The organism is Marmoricola sp. OAE513 (assembly GCF_040546585.1).
GTDB lineage: Bacteria > Actinomycetota > Actinomycetes > Propionibacteriales > Nocardioidaceae > Marmoricola.
Genome location: NZ_JBEPOC010000001.1, coordinates 2342702 through 2358390 on the forward strand (window position 1 = coordinate 2342702; position 15689 = coordinate 2358390).

24 protein-coding genes and 1 tRNA gene are annotated in these 15689 nt (G+C 70.6%); 15 read left to right on the forward strand and 10 right to left on the reverse strand.

The window, feature by feature from the left end:
* Positions 1-6: 6 nt before the first annotated feature.
* Entirely contained in the window at positions 7-465 is a 459-nt protein-coding gene (locus ABIE44_RS11780; protein ID WP_209717667.1) for an RrF2 family transcriptional regulator, read from the forward strand.
* On the opposite strand, the gene ABIE44_RS11785 is transcribed toward ABIE44_RS11780, so the two are convergent.
* Positions 462-2231: a glycoside hydrolase family 13 protein gene (locus tag ABIE44_RS11785; protein ID WP_209717664.1), complete on the reverse strand. Its 1770-nt coding sequence runs from the start codon at positions 2229-2231 to the stop codon at positions 462-464. The genes ABIE44_RS11780 and ABIE44_RS11785 overlap by 4 nt on opposite strands.
* A 105-nt stretch (positions 2232-2336) precedes the next feature.
* On the opposite strand from ABIE44_RS11785, the gene ABIE44_RS11790 reads away from it, so the two are divergent.
* The 4 genes from ABIE44_RS11790 (at position 2337) to ABIE44_RS11805 (ending at position 3287) form a co-directional block, all read left to right on the forward strand.
* Positions 2337-2792 carry a phage holin family protein gene (locus ABIE44_RS11790; protein WP_209717661.1) on the forward strand — a complete coding sequence of 152 codons (456 nt, stop codon included), beginning with the start codon at positions 2337-2339 and terminating at the stop codon, positions 2790-2792.
* Complete coding sequence (locus ABIE44_RS11795) at positions 2789-3025, forward strand: DUF3618 domain-containing protein (protein ID WP_209717658.1); 237 nt, start codon at positions 2789-2791, stop codon at positions 3023-3025. The genes ABIE44_RS11790 and ABIE44_RS11795 overlap by 4 nt, the downstream gene beginning before the upstream one ends.
* A gap of 25 nt (positions 3026-3050) precedes the next feature.
* Positions 3051-3224, forward strand: coding sequence for a hypothetical protein (locus tag ABIE44_RS11800; protein ID WP_209717655.1), 174 nt, complete (start codon positions 3051-3053; stop codon positions 3222-3224).
* Positions 3215-3287 (forward strand) — tRNA-Thr (locus ABIE44_RS11805). The genes ABIE44_RS11800 and ABIE44_RS11805 overlap by 10 nt, the downstream gene beginning before the upstream one ends.
* Positions 3288-3297: 10 nt before the next feature.
* On the opposite strand, the gene ABIE44_RS11810 is transcribed toward ABIE44_RS11805, so the two are convergent.
* From ABIE44_RS11810 to ABIE44_RS11825, 4 genes are all read right to left on the reverse strand, one after another.
* Complete coding sequence (locus ABIE44_RS11810) at positions 3298-3585, reverse strand: hypothetical protein (RefSeq protein WP_209717653.1); 288 nt, start codon at positions 3583-3585, stop codon at positions 3298-3300.
* A gap of 34 nt (positions 3586-3619) precedes the next feature.
* Positions 3620-3997 carry an ATP-binding protein gene (locus tag ABIE44_RS11815; RefSeq protein WP_209717650.1) on the reverse strand — a complete coding sequence of 126 codons (378 nt, stop codon included), beginning with the start codon at positions 3995-3997 and terminating at the stop codon, positions 3620-3622.
* Positions 3994-5580 (reverse strand): PP2C family protein-serine/threonine phosphatase, encoded by a 1587-nt coding sequence (locus tag ABIE44_RS11820; protein WP_209717646.1) that lies wholly within the window; start codon positions 5578-5580, stop codon positions 3994-3996. The genes ABIE44_RS11815 and ABIE44_RS11820 overlap by 4 nt, the downstream gene beginning before the upstream one ends.
* A 65-nt stretch (positions 5581-5645) precedes the next feature.
* Positions 5646-5960, reverse strand: a complete 315-nt coding sequence (locus tag ABIE44_RS11825) for an STAS domain-containing protein (protein WP_209717643.1) — start codon at positions 5958-5960, stop codon at positions 5646-5648.
* Positions 5961-6086: 126 nt separating this feature from the next.
* On the opposite strand from ABIE44_RS11825, the gene ABIE44_RS11830 reads away from it, so the two are divergent.
* Together ABIE44_RS11830 and ABIE44_RS11835 are read left to right on the forward strand one after the other, a co-directional pair.
* On the forward strand, positions 6087-6671 hold the full coding sequence (locus ABIE44_RS11830; RefSeq protein ID WP_209717639.1) for an STAS domain-containing protein: 585 nt from the start codon (positions 6087-6089) through the stop codon (positions 6669-6671).
* 28 nt (positions 6672-6699) lie between these two features.
* Positions 6700-7677: a TIGR03557 family F420-dependent LLM class oxidoreductase gene (locus ABIE44_RS11835; RefSeq protein WP_354438025.1), complete on the forward strand. Its 978-nt coding sequence runs from the start codon at positions 6700-6702 to the stop codon at positions 7675-7677.
* 9 nt (positions 7678-7686) lie between these two features.
* On the opposite strand, the gene ABIE44_RS11840 is transcribed toward ABIE44_RS11835, so the two are convergent.
* A complete protein-coding gene (locus ABIE44_RS11840; protein ID WP_209717633.1) occupies positions 7687-8481 on the reverse strand; it encodes an enoyl-CoA hydratase/isomerase family protein in 795 nt (264 codons plus the stop codon).
* A 51-nt stretch (positions 8482-8532) separates the two neighbouring features.
* Between ABIE44_RS11840 and ABIE44_RS11845 the strand changes: the two genes are divergently transcribed.
* Positions 8533-8937, forward strand: coding sequence for a DUF5709 domain-containing protein (locus ABIE44_RS11845; RefSeq protein WP_209717630.1), 405 nt, complete (start codon positions 8533-8535; stop codon positions 8935-8937).
* The gene (locus ABIE44_RS11850; RefSeq protein ID WP_209717627.1) at positions 8934-9227 is read left to right on the forward strand and encodes a DUF4235 domain-containing protein; all 294 of its coding nucleotides are present in this window, start codon (positions 8934-8936) and stop codon (positions 9225-9227) included. Before ABIE44_RS11845 ends, ABIE44_RS11850 begins: the two co-directional genes overlap by 4 nt.
* On the opposite strand, the gene ABIE44_RS11855 is transcribed toward ABIE44_RS11850, so the two are convergent.
* A complete protein-coding gene (locus tag ABIE44_RS11855; RefSeq protein ID WP_209717624.1) occupies positions 9224-9700 on the reverse strand; it encodes a DUF6328 family protein in 477 nt (158 codons plus the stop codon). The genes ABIE44_RS11850 and ABIE44_RS11855 overlap by 4 nt on opposite strands.
* Positions 9701-9772: 72 nt before the next feature.
* Between ABIE44_RS11855 and ABIE44_RS11860 the strand changes: the two genes are divergently transcribed.
* From ABIE44_RS11860 to ABIE44_RS11870, 3 genes are all read left to right on the forward strand, one after another.
* Positions 9773-10048, forward strand: coding sequence for a YhjD/YihY/BrkB family envelope integrity protein (locus ABIE44_RS11860; RefSeq protein ID WP_354438026.1), 276 nt, complete (start codon positions 9773-9775; stop codon positions 10046-10048).
* 34 nt (positions 10049-10082) lie between these two features.
* A complete protein-coding gene (locus tag ABIE44_RS11865) occupies positions 10083-10760 on the forward strand; it encodes a YihY/virulence factor BrkB family protein (protein WP_354438385.1) in 678 nt (225 codons plus the stop codon).
* A gap of 90 nt (positions 10761-10850) precedes the next feature.
* On the forward strand, positions 10851-11903 hold the full coding sequence (locus ABIE44_RS11870; protein ID WP_209717618.1) for a mechanosensitive ion channel family protein: 1053 nt from the start codon (positions 10851-10853) through the stop codon (positions 11901-11903).
* Here ABIE44_RS11870 and ABIE44_RS11875 read toward each other — a convergent pair.
* The 3 genes from ABIE44_RS11875 to ABIE44_RS11885 are packed head-to-tail and all read right to left on the reverse strand — an operon-like array spanning position 11890 to position 13203.
* Positions 11890-12021, reverse strand: a complete 132-nt coding sequence (locus tag ABIE44_RS11875) for a hypothetical protein (RefSeq protein ID WP_354438027.1) — start codon at positions 12019-12021, stop codon at positions 11890-11892. The genes ABIE44_RS11870 and ABIE44_RS11875 overlap by 14 nt on opposite strands.
* 55 nt (positions 12022-12076) lie before the next feature.
* Positions 12077-13078, reverse strand: a complete 1002-nt coding sequence (locus tag ABIE44_RS11880) for a DNA topoisomerase IB (protein ID WP_354438028.1) — start codon at positions 13076-13078, stop codon at positions 12077-12079.
* Positions 13075-13203 carry a hypothetical protein gene (locus tag ABIE44_RS11885; protein ID WP_354438029.1) on the reverse strand — a complete coding sequence of 43 codons (129 nt, stop codon included), beginning with the start codon at positions 13201-13203 and terminating at the stop codon, positions 13075-13077. Before ABIE44_RS11885 ends, ABIE44_RS11880 begins: the two co-directional genes overlap by 4 nt.
* A gap of 78 nt (positions 13204-13281) precedes the next feature.
* Here ABIE44_RS11885 and ABIE44_RS11890 point away from each other — a divergent pair, with 78 nt between their 5' ends.
* From ABIE44_RS11890 to ABIE44_RS11900, 3 genes are read left to right on the forward strand one after another with little or no spacing between them, the layout of a single operon-like run.
* Positions 13282-13758 carry a hypothetical protein gene (locus ABIE44_RS11890; protein WP_209717615.1) on the forward strand — a complete coding sequence of 159 codons (477 nt, stop codon included), beginning with the start codon at positions 13282-13284 and terminating at the stop codon, positions 13756-13758.
* The gene (locus ABIE44_RS11895; RefSeq protein WP_209717612.1) at positions 13755-14984 is read left to right on the forward strand and encodes an NRAMP family divalent metal transporter; all 1230 of its coding nucleotides are present in this window, start codon (positions 13755-13757) and stop codon (positions 14982-14984) included. Before ABIE44_RS11890 ends, ABIE44_RS11895 begins: the two co-directional genes overlap by 4 nt.
* On the forward strand, positions 14984-15679 hold the full coding sequence (locus tag ABIE44_RS11900; protein WP_209717610.1) for a hypothetical protein: 696 nt from the start codon (positions 14984-14986) through the stop codon (positions 15677-15679). The genes ABIE44_RS11895 and ABIE44_RS11900 overlap by 1 nt, the downstream gene beginning before the upstream one ends.
* Positions 15680-15689 lie beyond the last annotated feature (10 nt).

The window sequence follows — 15689 nt, forward strand, 5'->3', positions numbered from 1 at the left end:
TAGCCCATGCGCGTCACAGCCAAGTCCGACTACGCCCTGCGAGCACTCATCGAGATCGCTCGCCGGGACGACGCTGCCCCGGTCAGCGCGGAGGAGCTGGGACGTCTCCAGGACATTCCGCACGGCTTCCTCCAGGCAATCCTGGCCGACCTCCGTCGGGCGGGTGTGGTGATCGCCCAGCGCGGTCAGTCCGGTGGCTGGCGGATGAGCCGGGACGCCGCTGACGTGTCCGTCGCCGACGTCATCCGCGCGGTCGACGGCCCGCTGGTCTCCGTCTACGGACTGCGTCCCGAGGCGGTGAACTACAACGACTCGGCGGCCGTGCTGCAGCACGTCTGGATCGCCGGCCGGGTCTCGCTGCGCGAGGTCTTCGAGGCCGTGTCGGTGCGGCAGCTCGCGGACGGCAAGCTCCCCAAGGCGGTCACCAGCCGTACGGCGGACGACGACGCCTGGCAGTCGCACTAGGCGTTGGGCCGGACACTCCACACGGCGGCTCGTGGAGTCGGTCCGGTTTCGCCGAGTCCGAACAGGTGCTCCTCGAGCACGATGCCGGGCAGCTCGGTGAACTCTCCCGGCGTACGACGGACCTGGACCAGCAGCGTGCCGGACTCGTGCTCGCGCAGGAAAGCGACCTCGTCCTCGGCGACGTGCGCCCACCGCAGGCTGCCGCGGGTCAGTGCGACGTGCTCCCGGCGGAGGGCGGCCAGTGCCCGGTAGACGTCGCGGGTCCGGGTCTTGAACGCGATCTCGTCGCCCCACGGCATGGTGCGTCGGGAGTCCTCGCCGTTCACGCCCTCGAGGCCGAGCTCGTCCCCGGCGAAGATCATCGGTACCCCGGGCAGCGTGAACTGCAGGACGGCGGCCAGGTGGTGCAACGCGGCTGAGCCGGTGATCGTGCGGATCCGGGGGGAGTCGTGCGATCCCAGGATGTTCCAGCTGGCCTGGGTCGCCCGCCAGCCGAAGCTCGCCGTGAAGGCCTGCATCGCTGCGACCATCGCCGCGCCTCCGCGCCGGGGAAGGTCGACAGGGAGACCGAAGCTCGGGGTGGGTCGTCGTGGGTCGCGCAGCCACTCCCAGACCGGGAAGGAGAACCCGTAGTAGTTCATCGTCCCGTGCCAGCCGTCACCGGCGAGGTCGCCGGTCGCGTCGTGGCCGTGCTCGGCGAGCACGAGGGCTTCGGGGTCGACGGCGACCGCCGCCTCCCGGATCTCGCGGGCGACGTCGAGAGCACGGTCGACCGCGCCGAGCCGACCGGTCATGTTGGCGACGTCGATCCGCCAGCCGTCCAAGCCGAACTCGAGCCAGCGCGCGACCACCCGGCGGAACCGGTCGCCGAGCGCCCCCGAGGCGTGGTCGAGCTTGGGCAGGGTGTGGTGCCCCTTCCACGTCTCGTAGCTTCCGTCGGCGGAGAAGAAGTAGAACTTCCGCTCCTGGCTGCGCTTGTCCGACCGCGCCTTGAGGAACCACTCGTGGGTGTCGCCGGTGTGGTTGCTGGTCAGGTCGCCGAGGATCTTGAGTCCGCGGTCGTGGGTGGCGTCGACCAGGCGTCGGTAGGCCTCGTCCCCGCCGAGCAGCTCGTCGACCTCGTCGAAGGTGCTGGCGTTGTAGCGGTGGTTGCTCTCCCCCGGGAAGACCGGTGTCAGGTACAGCGTGTCCACCCCGAGGTCGACGAGGTGGTCCAGGTGCTCGGTGATCCCGTCGAGGTCGCCGCCGTAGAACTGCAGAGGCGTGTGCGGGCCCTGGTGGATCGGAGCGTCGTCCCACTGCGCAGGCACGGCCCACTCCGGGATCGGGCGCACGTCGGCGGCGGCCGAGCGCGCGAACCGGTCGGGGAAGACCTGGTAGACCACGGCATCGCGCCCCCAGGCAGGAGGTCCGCCGTACGCCGAGACCGTGAAGTCCTGCGCGTCCGGGACGTCGTGGTCCACGACACCGGAAGCGTTGAGCCAGCGGAAGGTCTCGCCCGTGACGATCATGAACCGGTAGCGCTGGGTCGGGTTGTGCACCGGCACCGAGGCCGTCCACCAGATGTCCGCGCCGTCGGTGGCGCCTCGGGTGCACGGGTCGAAGAAGGGCTCGCCGTCGCGGACGGTCCTGAGCCAGACGGCGTCGACCGGGTCGTGGGTACTGGTGCGCACCCGGACGGTGATCGCCCTGCCCAGGGGTGCGCTCTCCGCGGAGGTGTACAGCGGTGAGCCGTCGTGGTGGGGGCGGTGCAGCAGGTGGCTCACACGGCCATTCTTCACGAAGTCCGGTTTGTCCGGTCACCCGGAGGGTGAAGTTCTCAGGATTTCTTGCGCTCGTGTCGGATCGCCGGGGACGGGTACATGCAACGCATGAGCGCAGTCATCATCAACAACCCGTTGCGACCGCACGACGAGGGGACGCCGGCACCCGTCGGGGACGAGCCGGACAGTCGCTCTCTCGGACGCCTCGTGGGCGACCTGACCGAGCAGGTACCGGATCTGATCCGCGCGGAGCTGCGGCTCGCCCAGGCCGAGGTGGCCGAGAAGGGGAAGCGCCTGGGAATCGGGGCAGGCATGCTCGGCGCGGCCGGGGTGGTGGCGCTGTTCGCCGTCGGGACCGCTCTCGCAGCCGCGATCCTGGCGCTGGCGGAGGTCGTCGACGGGTGGTTGGCGGCGCTGATCGTGACGGCCGGCCTCCTGGTGGTCGCAGGTTTCCTGGCAGTGGTCGGGCAGGCGCAGGTCAAACGCGGCGCACCGCCGGTGCCGAAGCGCGCGATCGAGGGGTTGTCCGACGACGTGGCCGTGCTGAAGGAGGTCCGCCCGTGAGCGAGGTCCAGCAGCTGGAGGCAGAGGTGCGCCGCCGTCGCGCGGAGCTGGAGAAGACCGCCACGAGCCTGAGCGCCAAGCTCGACGTTCCTGCGCGCAGTGCGGAGGCCGTCCACCGTCTGCACGACCGGGCGACCACCCCCGCCGGGCTGCCCAAGCCGCCGGTGGTCGCCGCATTTCTCGGCGCCGCGTTCGCAGCCGCGGCGCTCGTCTGGTGGCGGCAGCGTCCCTGATCCACGATGTCGAGGAGCTGGTCCCGTGTTCTCCGTAGTGCTGGTCGTGCTGATGGTCCTGGTCGCCGTCGGCTGGTGGTTGGCCGCCGAGGTCGTCCCGAGCCGTCGTGCGGGGTCCGAGCCCGTTGATACCGAGGAGTCCGAGCGCCCCGACGTCGGTACGATGGGCGTTGCCGGTCGCCCCGGCAGGCCGATGTAGCTGAGTTGGTACAGCAGGGTCCTTGTAAGACCAAGATCGCAGGTTCGAGTCCTGTCATCGGCTCCGAGTTGTCCTAGGCGCCGTCGAAGCCGTTCAGGATCAGGAAGAACGTCGCCACCCCGACGACAGCCATCAGCAGACCCCACCCCGCGCCGACGACGGCACGCCGCGCAGGCGAGGATCCCTCCCGCGCCAGCCGTGGGATCGCGAGCGCGACCAGCGCCCCGATCGCCGCCATGCCGCCGAGCTGGACGGGCAGGATCCAGTTCTCGCTGCCCTCCTCGTCGAAGCCCAGTGCAGCCAGCGGAAGGCTGAGCATGCCGAAGACCAGCAGGATGGCTAGACCGAGTACGCGCTGCACAGGGCACCTCCGGGAGGGGATCAGTGCTCGGAGACTAGTGGCTCCGGGTGTCGCGGAACCAGGTCGCGGTCACCGTCTTGCCGGGGTTGCGCTTCTGGGTGCCCCAGGTGTCGGCGAGCTGCTCGACGATGGCCAACCCGCGGCCGCCGGTGTCGCCGGGGAGCGAAGGTCTCGGGGTGGGCCACCCCTCGGCATCGTCGGTGACCTGCAGGTCGATGCGGTCCGAGGTGGTGCTCAGCTGTACGTCGATCCGCGCAGCCCCCGCTCGCACGGCGTTGGTGACCAGCTCGCTGACGATGAGGACGAGGTCCTCGCCCAAGGTCTCGTCGTCACCGATGCCCTCCAGCTGCGTGGCCACGAAGCTGCGCGCCTGGGCCGGTGCCCGCAGGTCGGCAGGGAACGTGGCTCTCACGACTCCGGCACCCATCGCAACGCGAGGACGGCGATGTCGTCCTCGGCATCCGTCGAGCGGAGCGCGCTCACCGTGTCCGAGACCAGGTGGTCGACCGAGCCGCGGGAGGCCCCGGCCGTCGCGGCGAGGCGCGCCATCCCGGTGTCGATGCCTTCGCCCCGCCGCTCGATCAACCCGTCGGTGAAGCAGAAGAGGGTCGAGCCGGCCGGCAGGGAGAAGGTGGTCGACCCGTACGACGTCGGTCCCGTCCCCAGGGGCGGCCCCGTGGCCACCTCCACGAAGTCAGCGCTGTGGTCGGTGAGCAGCAGCGGCATCGGGTGGCCCGCGTTGGCCACCGTGATCTCTCCCGTGCGCCAGTTCCCGACTCCGACGATGGTCGTCGCGATGTGGCCGTCGGCAGTGATGTCGAACTGGTGCGAGCACATCTCCAGCGCGGTCGACGGGCTGTCGCCGCGCAGCAGGTAGGCGCGCAGCGTGAACCGTGCCCGCGCCATGACCGCGACGGCGTCGATGCCGCGGCCGGAGACGTCGCCGACCACGAACGCGAACTCGTCGGTGCCCAGCGCGATGAGGCTGTACCAGTCGCCGCCGATGTCGACGCCGTGCGCACCCGCGACGTACTCGACCGCGACCTCGAGGTTCGGGACGTGGGGGATGACCGGGGGCAGCAGCGCCCGCTGCAGGCGCACCGACAGCTCGCGCTCCTGGCCGTAGAGGGCGTCCACCCGGCTGTAGAGGTCGGTCACCAGCGCCGTCGCCTCCTCGGCCTTGGCGCGGCGACGCGCGAACTGCTGACCGACGAACGCCGCGACCGCGGTGAGGAACAGACCGCCGAGCAGCAGCACGACCGGCAGACGCCTGCTCAGGGCGGACCCCAGGTGGTGCCGGGGTGAGGTGACGACCGTGAGGACGGTGTTCCCGAACGGCACCGTGGCCGTCGCCCGCGGATCGGACAACGGAAGCGAGGACGGCGCGACGTCGGTCGCCACCAGCGCAGCGGGAGTGGCGCGCGAACCGATGTAGATCGCGTAGTGGAGACCGGAGAACGCGCTGTCGGAGTCGACCGGCGAGCGTCGGTTCATGGGCAGGGCGCGCTCGGCGTACACCACGTACGACGAGTCCGGGGCAGCGAGCGCGTACGCGATCCGACGCTTCTGGGGCAGGGTGATCGGCCGCACGATGAACTCGGGCTGGCCGAACGCTGCTCGCAGGTACTTCTGCTGCGCGGGTGACCCGACCTTCAACGAGGGTGCTTCGCCGACGTTGGCCAGCCGAACCATCCGGTCTCCGGTGCGACGCCAGACCGACGCGGACGCGAAGAGCTTGCCCGGCCCGACCGAGGACCTCACCGCCTTCCTGAATGCTGACGCGTCGCCGCTGCCCGCCATGGGCTGCACCGTCAACGCCGTGGTGAGGGTGCTCCGGATGACGAGGACCGTGGTCGACAGCACCGCGCCGACCTGCTTGGTCTGCACGTCGAGAAGACGCTGCTCGGTGTTGTAGTCCACGCGTGACGTCGCGTAGGTGGCCAGACTGGTGAGAGCCAGACCCACCACGCAGATGACCACGGCGACCGGGCTCACCCTGCGCGTGCGTGAGGTGCGTTGGGTCCGGGGCTGAGTCTGGTTCCCGGGCTCGGTCCCCGGGGTCACGCCTCGTCCTCGTCGCGGATCTCGAAGACCTGGTCGAGGCCGGAGACCTGGAAAAGTCGACGCGCCGTCGCAGGCATCCGGTCCAGGGTGACCTGGGTACCTTGCTGGGCGGCGTCGTTGCGGATCCGGACCAGGGCACCCAGACCGCTGGAGTCGATGAACGTCACTCCGGCGAGGTCGAGGGTCATGGCCTGAGGACCCTGCTCGAGGCAACGCCGGGCGTCCTCGAGGAGGTCCTCGACCGAGGCGATGTCGATCTCCCCGGAGACAGCGAGGGAGCACGCGTCGTCGGGCTGGTGCTGGTCGGGCACGGACGGCTCCTGCCGCTTCGTCGACACCTGGATGGCAGCTGGTTGTACCGAGGTGACCAACGAAGTTTGCCATCACGCGTTACGTGGGAGCATGACGCCCACCGAGCAGAGCGGGAAGAGGTACGTGTGGAGATCGAGATCGAGCACACCACCGAGGGCGATCACGACGTCCTGGCGGTGCGGGGCGAGCTGGACCTGTCGTCGTACACGACGCTGCGCGACCGGATCTCGGACCTGATCTCGGCGGGACGCACGAAGCTCGTCATCGACCTCGCGGCGACGGAGTTCCTCGACTCCACGGCGCTGGGTGCGTTGATCGGCGGGCGTCGGCGTGCCCACGCGGCCGGGGGCTCCTTCGTGATCGCCTGCGCCAACGCGAACCTCCTCCGGCTCTTCAACCTGACCCGGCTCGACCTGGTGTTCACCGTCTACCCGTCGCTGGCGGCGTGGCGGGAAGTCCACCAACCGACGGCCGCGCCGCTGACGGAGAAGTCGCGCAACCGGCTCCGGATGGAGCTCGTGGAGTACCTCGGAGCGCAGCTGGACGGCGAGGAGGCGGCCGACCTGTTCGAGCTCGCAGCGGCCGATCCGCAGATCTTCTTCGCCGAGCTGGCATCGCGGCACAAGGCGGGCGAGCTCGAGCTCCCGCGGGACCTGCTGCGGACCGTGCTGGTCGACCTGCGCAGCCGTCGGGACGTCGAGGTCGACTAGCCCGTGGCGCACGGGGTACCCGACCTGCATGACCAAGATCGGCTACACCCTGATGTCCGAGCAGTCCGGCCCGAACGACCTGGTGCGGTACGCCCAGCGTGCCGAGGAGGTGGGGTTCGACTTCGAGGTGATCAGCGACCACTACTTCCCGTGGCTGGAGAGCCAGGGGCACTCGCCGTACGCGTGGTCCGTCCTGGGCGCGGTCACCCAGGTCACGAAGCGCGTCGAGCTGATGACCTACGTGACCTGTCCGACCCTGCGCTACCACCCGGCGGTGGTGGCGCAGAAGGCCGCGACGACGAGCCTGCTGAGCAACGGCCGCTTCACCCTCGGCGTCGGGGCGGGGGAGAACCTCAACGAGCACATCGTCGGTCCGTGGCCGGCGGTGAACGTGCGCCACGAGATGCTGGTCGAGGCCCTGGTGATCATCTCCGAGCTGCTCGGCGGCGGGTACGTGAACTTCCCGGGCAAGCACTTCCAGGTGGACTCAGCGCGCCTGTGGGACGTGCCCGAGAAGCCGGTCCCGATCGCTGCCGCGGTGTCGGGTTCAGACGGGGTCGAACGCCTGGCCGACCTCGCTGATGACCTGATCGCCGTGGAGCCGGATGCCGACCTGGTCCGCTCCTGGGACGAGGTCCGGGGGAACACCTCGTCGCGCAAGATCGGTCAGCTCCCGGTGTGCTGGGCGCCGAGCAGGGACGAGGCGGTCGAGATCGCCCACGACCAGTTCCGGTGGTTCGGGGGAGGCTGGAAGGTCAACGCGGAGCTGCCGGGTCCGGCCGCGTTCGCCGGGGCGACCCAGTTCGTCACGCCCGACGACGTCGCGGGAGCGATCCCGTGCGGCCCCGACCTGTCGGAGGTGGTCTCCCTCGGTGCGCGAGTTCGTCGACGCAGGCTTCACCGACGTAGCGCTGGTCCAGATCGGCGACCGGTACCAGGACGAGTTCCTCGACGTCGCGGGCAAGGAGCTGATCCGCACGCTGCGCGCCGAGCTCCGTCCCGGTGACGGTCCGGCCTAGAGGTCCGGTTCTCCGGGGAGGTCGCTGACTGCGAAGCCCCACCGGGGTGAGCGCTTCTCCCGCCACGCGGCAGCCCCCTCCTGCGCGTCCGGGTGCGCCATCAGCACGCGGTGGGCGGCGGTCTCGCGGCGCTCGACGTCGGGCGCGTCCAGGTCTGCCCACAAGATGTGCTTGCTGAGCGCGATCGAGGCCGGGCTCGCGTTCACCGCGACGTCGTGCGCCAGCTCCAGGGCCTGCTCGAGCACCTGGTCGGCCGGGACCGCGCGGTTCGCGATCCCCCGCTCGAACGCCTCGGCTCCGGTGATCGACCGTCCGGTGAGCAGCATCTCGGCGGCGACGCCCCGGCCCGCGATCCGTGGAAGCGTCAGGTGGCTGTGTCCGTCACCGATCATCCCGAACCGCACCTGGGGGATGGCCAGGGTGGCGTCCGCCGCGACGATCCGCAGGTCGCACTGCAGGGCGAGCGTGAGGCCGATCCCGATCGCAGACCCGTTCACGGCAGCGACGACGAGCTTGCGCACGCCGAAGGCGGGCGGGTCCACCGGCGAGGCCGAGAAGTCATCACCGGGGGCGCCGAACGAGTCCGCCGACGGGCTCAGGTCGGCGCCGGCGCAGAACGCGCGGCCCGCGCCGGTCAGCACCACGACCTTGACTTCGTCGTCGGCGTCGCAGGTCCGGTAGGCCGCGCTGAGCTCGCGTCCGGTCGTCGACGAGAAGGCGTTGAGCCTCGCAGGTCCGTCGAGGGTCACGACGGCCACGCCGTCGGTGACGTCGAGCCGGACCTGGGTCATGGGCCGCACGCTAGCGGGTTTGGTGGGTGCTGTTCGGGGAACTGACGCCGCATGACCGAAGACCAGCTGCAGCCGAGCGACACCCTGGACGACCGAGGTGTCGACGACGTGCTCGACGAGGGCTACTCGCCTCCGGAGCGCCCGATGGCCTCGGGTCCCAAGGGGCGTACTCCGCGCGAGCAGGCCGAGGGCGAGACGATCGAGGACCGCTTGGCGCAGGAGGAGCCGGACGTCGATCCGCTCGGCGGCGACGGCGCGGCGCTCGACGACGAGTTCGGCGACCCTGCCGAGTCGTTCGCAGGCGACGTGCGCAGCGGTCGGTTGGTCGCTCCCGACGAGGGCCTCGGAGAGGACACCTCGAAGGACGAGATCGCCTCCGACGTCGGCATCGACGGCGCCGGCGCCAGCGCCGAGGAGGCCGCCATGCACGTGATCGACGAGGAAGGTTCCGGATGAGCAGCGATTCGCGCCACAAGTCGGCGAAGGTGCTGTACCGGCCGATCGGCCTGGTCGGCAGCGTGGCCGGCGGCGTGGTGGCCGGCCAGGTCTTCAAGCAGGTGTACGGGCGGGTCGTCCCCGGGCCCTCGGACCAGGCGCCGCAGCCGTTGGAGTCCCGCTACTCGGTCGGGCAGGTGGTGCTGGCGGCCGCTCTCCAGGGCGCGATCTTCGCTTCCGTGAAGGCAGCGGTCGACCGGGCGGGGGCACGCGTGTTCCAGCGCTGGACCGGGGAGTGGCCGGGGAGCTAGGCCCCCTCGCCGCCAGCCCGACGACGACGGCCCGCCACCGGTACGGCAGCCCAGAGCGCCGCGAAAAATCCCAGGGCAACGACGAACGCGACCACGCCGGCGAGGTCGCCGACCACGACGTCGAAGACCAGGAACAGCACGCCGCTGATCGTCAGGCCGAGCAGGACGAGGCCGGCCTTGGCGCACGTGTTGGCCGCCTCGACCAACCAGAGGCGAGCGTGCTTGCGGAACAGCACGCGGTGGAAGGCGACCGGAGCGACCACCAGTGCCGTCGTCGCGACCGAACCGGTGAGGACGAACAGGTAGAGCGTGCGCTGGAAGTCGTCGAGGTCCTCGAACCGCGAGTTGAACGGGACGGTCAGCAGGAACCCGGTGAGGATCTGCACCCCGGTCTCGATGACCCTGATCTCCTGCAGCAGCTCGTCCCAGTTGCGCGTCACCGTGTCCGGGCTCAACCCACCGTCGTGGTCCATGCACTGACCTCTACCCTCAGGACGACGCCCCACGCAAGGTGTGGACGCGGTACGAGCGGGTACCTCACCGCCATGGCCACCCCAGACACGCTCGAGCGCAGGTTTCCGGGCGCACACGCCGAGGCGCCCACCGAGATCCCCCGGCGCGGCTGGGTGCAGGTCGCCAAACGTGCCTGGGCGGAGGGCAAGGAGGACCAGGTCACCCTGCTGGCGGCAGGGGTCGCCTTCTACGCGTTCATGGCGCTGTTCCCTGCTCTGATCGCGGCCGTGCTGCTCTACGGGCTGGTGCGGGACCCGGCTGACATCCGCGCCCAGGTCGCGGACTGGACCGCCGGGATGGCCGAGTGATGCCACGAGCATCATCACCAAGCAGGTCGACCAGCTGACCTCGAGCTCGCAGCAGTCGCTCGGCATCGGGTTGGTCGTCGCCCTGGCGCTGGCGCTGTGGAGCGCGGCCGGCGGTGTCGGCAACCTGGTCACCGCCATCAACATCGCCTACGACGAGAAGGACGAGCGCGGCTTCGTGAAGAAGAAGCTGCTCTCCCTGGGACTGACGGCCGGCGCGATCGTGTTCGGCTCCCTCACCCTCGCCCTGGTCGCCGCGGCGCCGGCTGTCCTCGACAACCTCGTCGACTCGGGCCCGGCGCGCTGGGGGCTGGAGGCCGCTCGCTGGATCCTGCTGCTAGTGGCCATGATGGGTGGCTTGGCCGTCCTGTACCGGGTGGCCCCGGACCGGGGTTCCCCGAAGTTCTCCTGGGTCTCGGTCGGTGCGGTGAGCGCGACCCTGGTCTGGCTGGTCGCCAGCCTCGGCTTCTCCCTGTACGTCGACAACTTCGGGTCCTACGCCAAGACCTACGGCGCCATGGCCGGTGTCGTGGTGCTCCTGCTGTGGCTCTGGATGACCATGTTGGTGGTCCTGCTCGGCGCCGAGCTCAACGCCGAGGCGGAGGAGCAGACCGTCGTCGACACCACGACGGGCGAGCCGCGTCCGCTGGGCCAGCGCAACGCGGTCAAGGCGGACAGCGTTCCCGGTCGGGGCGGCTCCTCGCAGAGCTCGTGAGGTGACTCACGCCCGGGCGCGACCTGCGTAAGTCACGGCGCGGTCGGGTAGGGGCTCGGGGAACCACCACCGACCCGCTGGGAGGCGCCCGTGCTCGACCTCGTCACTGCCCGTCCGACCCTCGTGCTCGCCGGAACCCTTGTCGGGACCCTGCTCGTGGGCTGGTTCACCGGGAAGGTGCTCGACGTCGTCGCCCGCCTCTCCGGCCAGCCGGCGCTGCGACGGATCCACGAGCAGTGCGGATCGGCCTGGCGCGCGACGCTGGTCGCGGTCGGCGAGCTCGCTGCACTGAGCGCCGCAGGGCTCCCTCGCGAGGCAGAGGGACCGCTGCGCCACGCCCTGGTGATCGTGACGATCGCCTCGGTCTCCTGGTTGGCGGCGAAGGTGCTCTTCCTGGTGGAGGACACCGTGCTGAGCAGGGTCAAGGTGGACGTCGAGGACAACCGGCGCGCGCGTCGGGTCCGCACCCAGCTCGGGGTGATCCGGCGACTCAGCGCCGTCATCATCGCCGTGATCGCGCTCGCCGCCATCCTGATGACCTTCGACACGATGCGGACCTACGGAGCCTCGGTCCTGGCTTCTGCCGGACTGGCGGGCGTGGTGGCCGGGCTCGCCGCCCAGACCACGCTGAGCAACGTCTTCGCCGGTCTGCAGCTCGTCTTCACCGACGCCCTGCGCTTCGACGACATCGTCGTGGTCGAGGGGCAGTGGGGACGGATCGAGGAGCTGACGTTGACCTACGTCGTCGTGCACCTGTGGGACGAGCGCCGGCTCGTGCTCCCGGCCACCTACTTCGCCACGACGCCGTTCGAGAACTGGACGCGCTCGGAGTCCCGGGTGATCGCCGCTGTCGAGCTGCACGTCGACCCGTCGGCACCGATCCAGGAGATGCGCAGCCGGACCCGCGAGCTGGTCGAGGCGAACCCGTTGTGGGACCGTCGCGAGTGGGTCCTGCAGGTCACGGGCAGCACGGAGCTGACCATGGTCGTGCGGGTCACCGCATCGGCAGCCGATGCGTCCTCCGCCTGGGACCTCAAGTGCGACCTCCGCGAGCAGCTGCTCGAGTGGCTCCAGCAGGAGCACCCCACCGCGCTCCCGCAGGTGCGCACCACGACAGTGGGCGAGCGGGCTACTGCGCGATGAAGTACATGACGATCATCAGGGCCAGCCCGATCACGAGCACGGCGGCGACCACGGTGGCCACCCCTGTGCGGCGATGCTGCTCGGCCTCCGGCTCGCCACCGTTGTTCTCGGTGCTCATGGTTCCTCCTGTGCTCGGGGAGGTCTCCCGTACCCGTAGTGGCGGGTCCGAAGCCTCAGGCCGCGGGTGAGCGCACCTCGAGGGTCTGCAGCAGGGTGAGCACAGCCGCTTCTCCGGCCGCCTGGCCTCGCGGCACCACGCCGAGCGCGTCCTCCTCGTAGAGATCGATCACGCGCGGATCGACGTACGAGCTGCGAGCGACGCTGCGGGTGTTGCCGAGCACGCCGGCGGCGACGTCGATCGCCGCGGGGACGGCCCGGCGCCGTGCGGCGGCGGTGGTCGCGACGACCTGGCTCAGCTCGCGCGCGACGGTGACCGTCGCGTGCCAGGTGCGGAAGTCCTTGGCGGTCGCGTCCATGCCGAGCAGGTCCCGGATCGTCTCGTTGATCTCATCAGGAGCGAGCGGACGCCACCGGGCGCCGACCTTGGAGGCGAGCAGGATCTGCTCGCGGTGCCGGGAGCGCATCAGCCGGTCGAGCACCGGGGTGATCGGCCGGTCCGCGATGTGCACGTCGTGCTCGATGCCGGACTTGCCGACGAAGGCGAAGGCGAAACCGTCGCCCTCGCGTCGTACGTGGTTGCGCTGCAGGGTGCTCAGTCCGAAGCTGCCGTTCTCCGCGGCGTAGGACTCCGCACCGATACGGAAGTACCCGAGGTCGATGAGGCGGACTGCTGCGGCGACCGCCTGCTCCCGGGTGGGGGAGGTGCCCTCGAGCGGTTCCGCCAGCACGCGTCGGACCTTGCGGCGCATGGACGGGAGACGGCTGGCCATCTCCTGCACCCGTTCGAACTTCTCGAGGTCGCGCTGGACGCGCCACTGCGGGTGGTAGAGGTACTGGCGGCGTCCGGCGTCGTCGGTGCCGACGGCCTGCAGGTGTCCGTTGGCCACGGGGCAGACCCACACGTCCGTCCACGCCGGCGGGATCACCAGGGCGCGGACACGCTGGGCCTGCTCCTCGGTCAGCGGGTTGCCGCCGGCGTCGACGTAGCTGAACCCGCGTCCTCGGCGGACTCTGCGCCAGCCGGGCTGCTGGCAGGAGACGGTGCGCAGTCTCACGAGTCGTCGTCGGTGTCGGTGGCAGGTCCCTCCTCGGTGGCGCCACCCTCGGTGGTCCAGTCGCTGCCGATCTCGTCGTCACGGGCGGGGTCGGAGGTCACGTCGTCGCGGGTGCCTGGATGCATGCAGGGGCAGTACCCCGTCCGCGTCTGCGCAGTACTCCCGCGTCGTTTCCTCGCGGGGCGGCCGGGTACCGGATCCGGGTGCACGATCGTCGGTGGGCTGGCACAGCTCTGGCGCTGCTCCTGGCGGCGCTGATCGTGATCGCCCTGGGCGGGTGCGCGCCACGGGTCGGGTCGGCCTCGACCGCGCAGCAGTGGCGCGACGACGCGGACCAGGTCCTCGGCAGCGCGATCAGCGCGCTCGGCACCGCGAGGACGGTGCTCGAGGGTCGCGACGCCGGCGACCTCCCGCAGAGCTACGCGGTCGTCGCCCTCCAGGACGCGACCGATGCGCTGGAGAAGGACCTCACCGCCTTCGTCGACGTACGCCCGCCGAGGTCGCTGGCCGACCGCGACCGCGACGTCCTCGCACGGGTCCAGGAGGCGGTCGCGCTGCTGCACGCCGCCGGCACCGCGGTGACCGGGAGCGCCGGGAGCGGTCGGGCCGCGCTGACCGACTTGCGCCGCGCGTACGACGACGCGGTCGCCGCGCGGGACGCCGTGGGTGCGACACCGTGAAGAAATTCCTCTCGCTGGCGCTGGGCATCCTCACCGCGATCGGTGGCTTCGTCGACATCGGCGACCTCGTGGTCAATGCCCAGGTCGGTGCACGTTTCGGGCTCTCCCTCGGCCTGGTCGTGGTCGTCGGTGTGCTCGGCATCTGCGTGTTCGCCGAGATGTCAGGTCGAGTCGCCGTGTGCAGCAACCGGGCCACCTTCGATCTTGTCCGCGAACGACTCGGCCCACGGATGGGCCTGCTGAACCTGTTGTCCTCGCTGGTCGTCACCGTGCTGACGTTCATCGCCGAGATCGGGGGCGTGGCCCTCGCGCTGACCCTCGCCAGCGCCGTCAACGACCTGCTCGTGATCCCGTTGGTCGGCCTGCTGGTCTGGCTGGTGCTGTGGCGTGCGAAGTTCTCCCTGATGGAGAACGTGCTGGGCCTGCTCGGCCTGGCCCTGGTCGTGTTCGGCGTCGCCCTGTGGAAGCTCTCGCCGGAGTGGGGTGACCTGCTGCACCAGCTGGCGACCGCCGACAAGCCGGGCGACGAGGGCTGGGCGACCTACGCGTACTACGCGGTCGCGCTGTTCGGTGCAGCGATGACGCCGTACGAGGTGTTCTTCTTCTCCTCCGGCGGCGTCGAGGAGGGCTGGACGGAGAAGGATCTCGGCACCATGCGGGCGAACGTCCTCGTCGGGTTCCCGCTCGGAGGACTCCTGTCGCTGGCGATCGCCGGTTGCGCGGCGACCGTGTTCGGTCCGCTGGACGTGGAGGTCGACTCGTTGAGCCAGGTCGGGATGCCGGTCGGCATCGCCTTGGGGCAGATCGGCATCGCGGTCGTGCTCGTCGGGTTCGTGGCAGCCACCTTCGGGGCCGCGTGCGAGACCGGGCTGTCCGCGGGCTACAGCATCGGGCAGTACCTCGGCTGGCAGTGGGGCAAGTACGTCCGTCCGGGTGAGGCGACCCGTTTCCACGTCGTGCTGGTGGCGGCGGTCCTGCTCGCCGTCGGCGTCCTGATGACCGGCGTCGACCCGATCCTGGTCACCGAGGTGTCCGTGGTGGCGTCCGCAGTCGCCCTCCCCCTGACCTACTTCCCCATCCTGGTGGTGGCCAACGACAAGGACTACATGGGGGAGCAGACCAACGGGCGGCTGGCCAACACCCTGGGCACGTTCTACCTCGTTCTGGTGGTTGTCGCGGCCGTGGCGGCGATCCCCCTGCTGCTGGTGACCGGGATGGGGTCGTGATGACGAACAGGCTGCACGGAGAGCACCTCGACGCGGCGCTGCACCTCCTCGACCGCCAGGTGGTCGACGTCGAAGGACTGGCCGTCTGCAAGGTGGACGACCTCGAGATCACCCTGTACGCCGACGGCGGCGCCCCGGCCGTGACCCGCATCCTCGTCGGTCCCGCAGCGCTGGTGCCCCGGCTCTCGAGCCGATCTGGTCACTGGCTGCGCGCGCGCTGGGTGAGTCTGGGCATCCAGTACGCCGACCGCGACGTCCCGCTGTCGTTGCCGCTCACCGTGGTCCGCCACCTCGGGTCCGCCGTCGAGCTGTCGGTCGGGCGCGCCGGCCTGCTGGACCGGCAGCCCCGCGGCAAGGGTGGTGACGAGCTTCGCCGCATGGGTGAGCTGGTCGGGATGCAGGTCGCCTCCGACGCCGTCGGTGGCAAGGTGCTCGACGTACGGCTCAGCCCCGACGGGGACCGGTTCGTCGTCGACCAGCTGGTGGTCGGCCCCGGGCGCCCCGGCTCCCTCCTCGGCTACGACCGGGGCGACTTCAACGGTCCGTGGCTGGTGGCCCGGGCGGTCGCCTGGCTGCACCGGCACATCCGTCTGGTCGACTGGTCGGCCGTTCAGTGCGTCGACTGGGACAGCGGCGTGGTCGTCCTGGCAGCCGGTGGCGACCAGGTGCATGAGTTGGGGCGACGGGGGAACTGAGGCGCCCTAC

What these genes read in the sequence shown, in the direction of transcription:
- ABIE44_RS11885 (WP_354438029.1), bottom strand. Translation starts at nt 13,203, where the DNA reads ATGCATCCAGGCACCCGCGACGACGTGACCTCCGACCCCGCCCGTGAC.
- ABIE44_RS11835 (WP_354438025.1), top strand. Translation starts at nt 6,700, where the DNA reads ATGACCAAGATCGGCTACACCCTGATGTCCGAGCAGTCCGGCCCGAAC.
- ABIE44_RS11860 (WP_354438026.1), top strand. Translation starts at nt 9,773, where the DNA reads ATGGCCACCCCAGACACGCTCGAGCGCAGGTTTCCGGGCGCACACGCC.
- ABIE44_RS11850 (WP_209717627.1), top strand. Translation starts at nt 8,934, where the DNA reads ATGAGCAGCGATTCGCGCCACAAGTCGGCGAAGGTGCTGTACCGGCCG.
- ABIE44_RS11780 (WP_209717667.1), top strand. Translation starts at nt 7, where the DNA reads ATGCGCGTCACAGCCAAGTCCGACTACGCCCTGCGAGCACTCATCGAG.
- ABIE44_RS11790 (WP_209717661.1), top strand. Translation starts at nt 2,337, where the DNA reads ATGAGCGCAGTCATCATCAACAACCCGTTGCGACCGCACGACGAGGGG.
- ABIE44_RS11840 (WP_209717633.1), bottom strand. Translation starts at nt 8,481, where the DNA reads ATGACCCAGGTCCGGCTCGACGTCACCGACGGCGTGGCCGTCGTGACC.
- ABIE44_RS11855 (WP_209717624.1), bottom strand. Translation starts at nt 9,700, where the DNA reads ATGGACCACGACGGTGGGTTGAGCCCGGACACGGTGACGCGCAACTGG.
- ABIE44_RS11875 (WP_354438027.1), bottom strand. Translation starts at nt 12,021, where the DNA reads ATGAGCACCGAGAACAACGGTGGCGAGCCGGAGGCCGAGCAGCATCGC.
- ABIE44_RS11845 (WP_209717630.1), top strand. Translation starts at nt 8,533, where the DNA reads ATGACCGAAGACCAGCTGCAGCCGAGCGACACCCTGGACGACCGAGGT.
- ABIE44_RS11900 (WP_209717610.1), top strand. Translation starts at nt 14,984, where the DNA reads ATGACGAACAGGCTGCACGGAGAGCACCTCGACGCGGCGCTGCACCTC.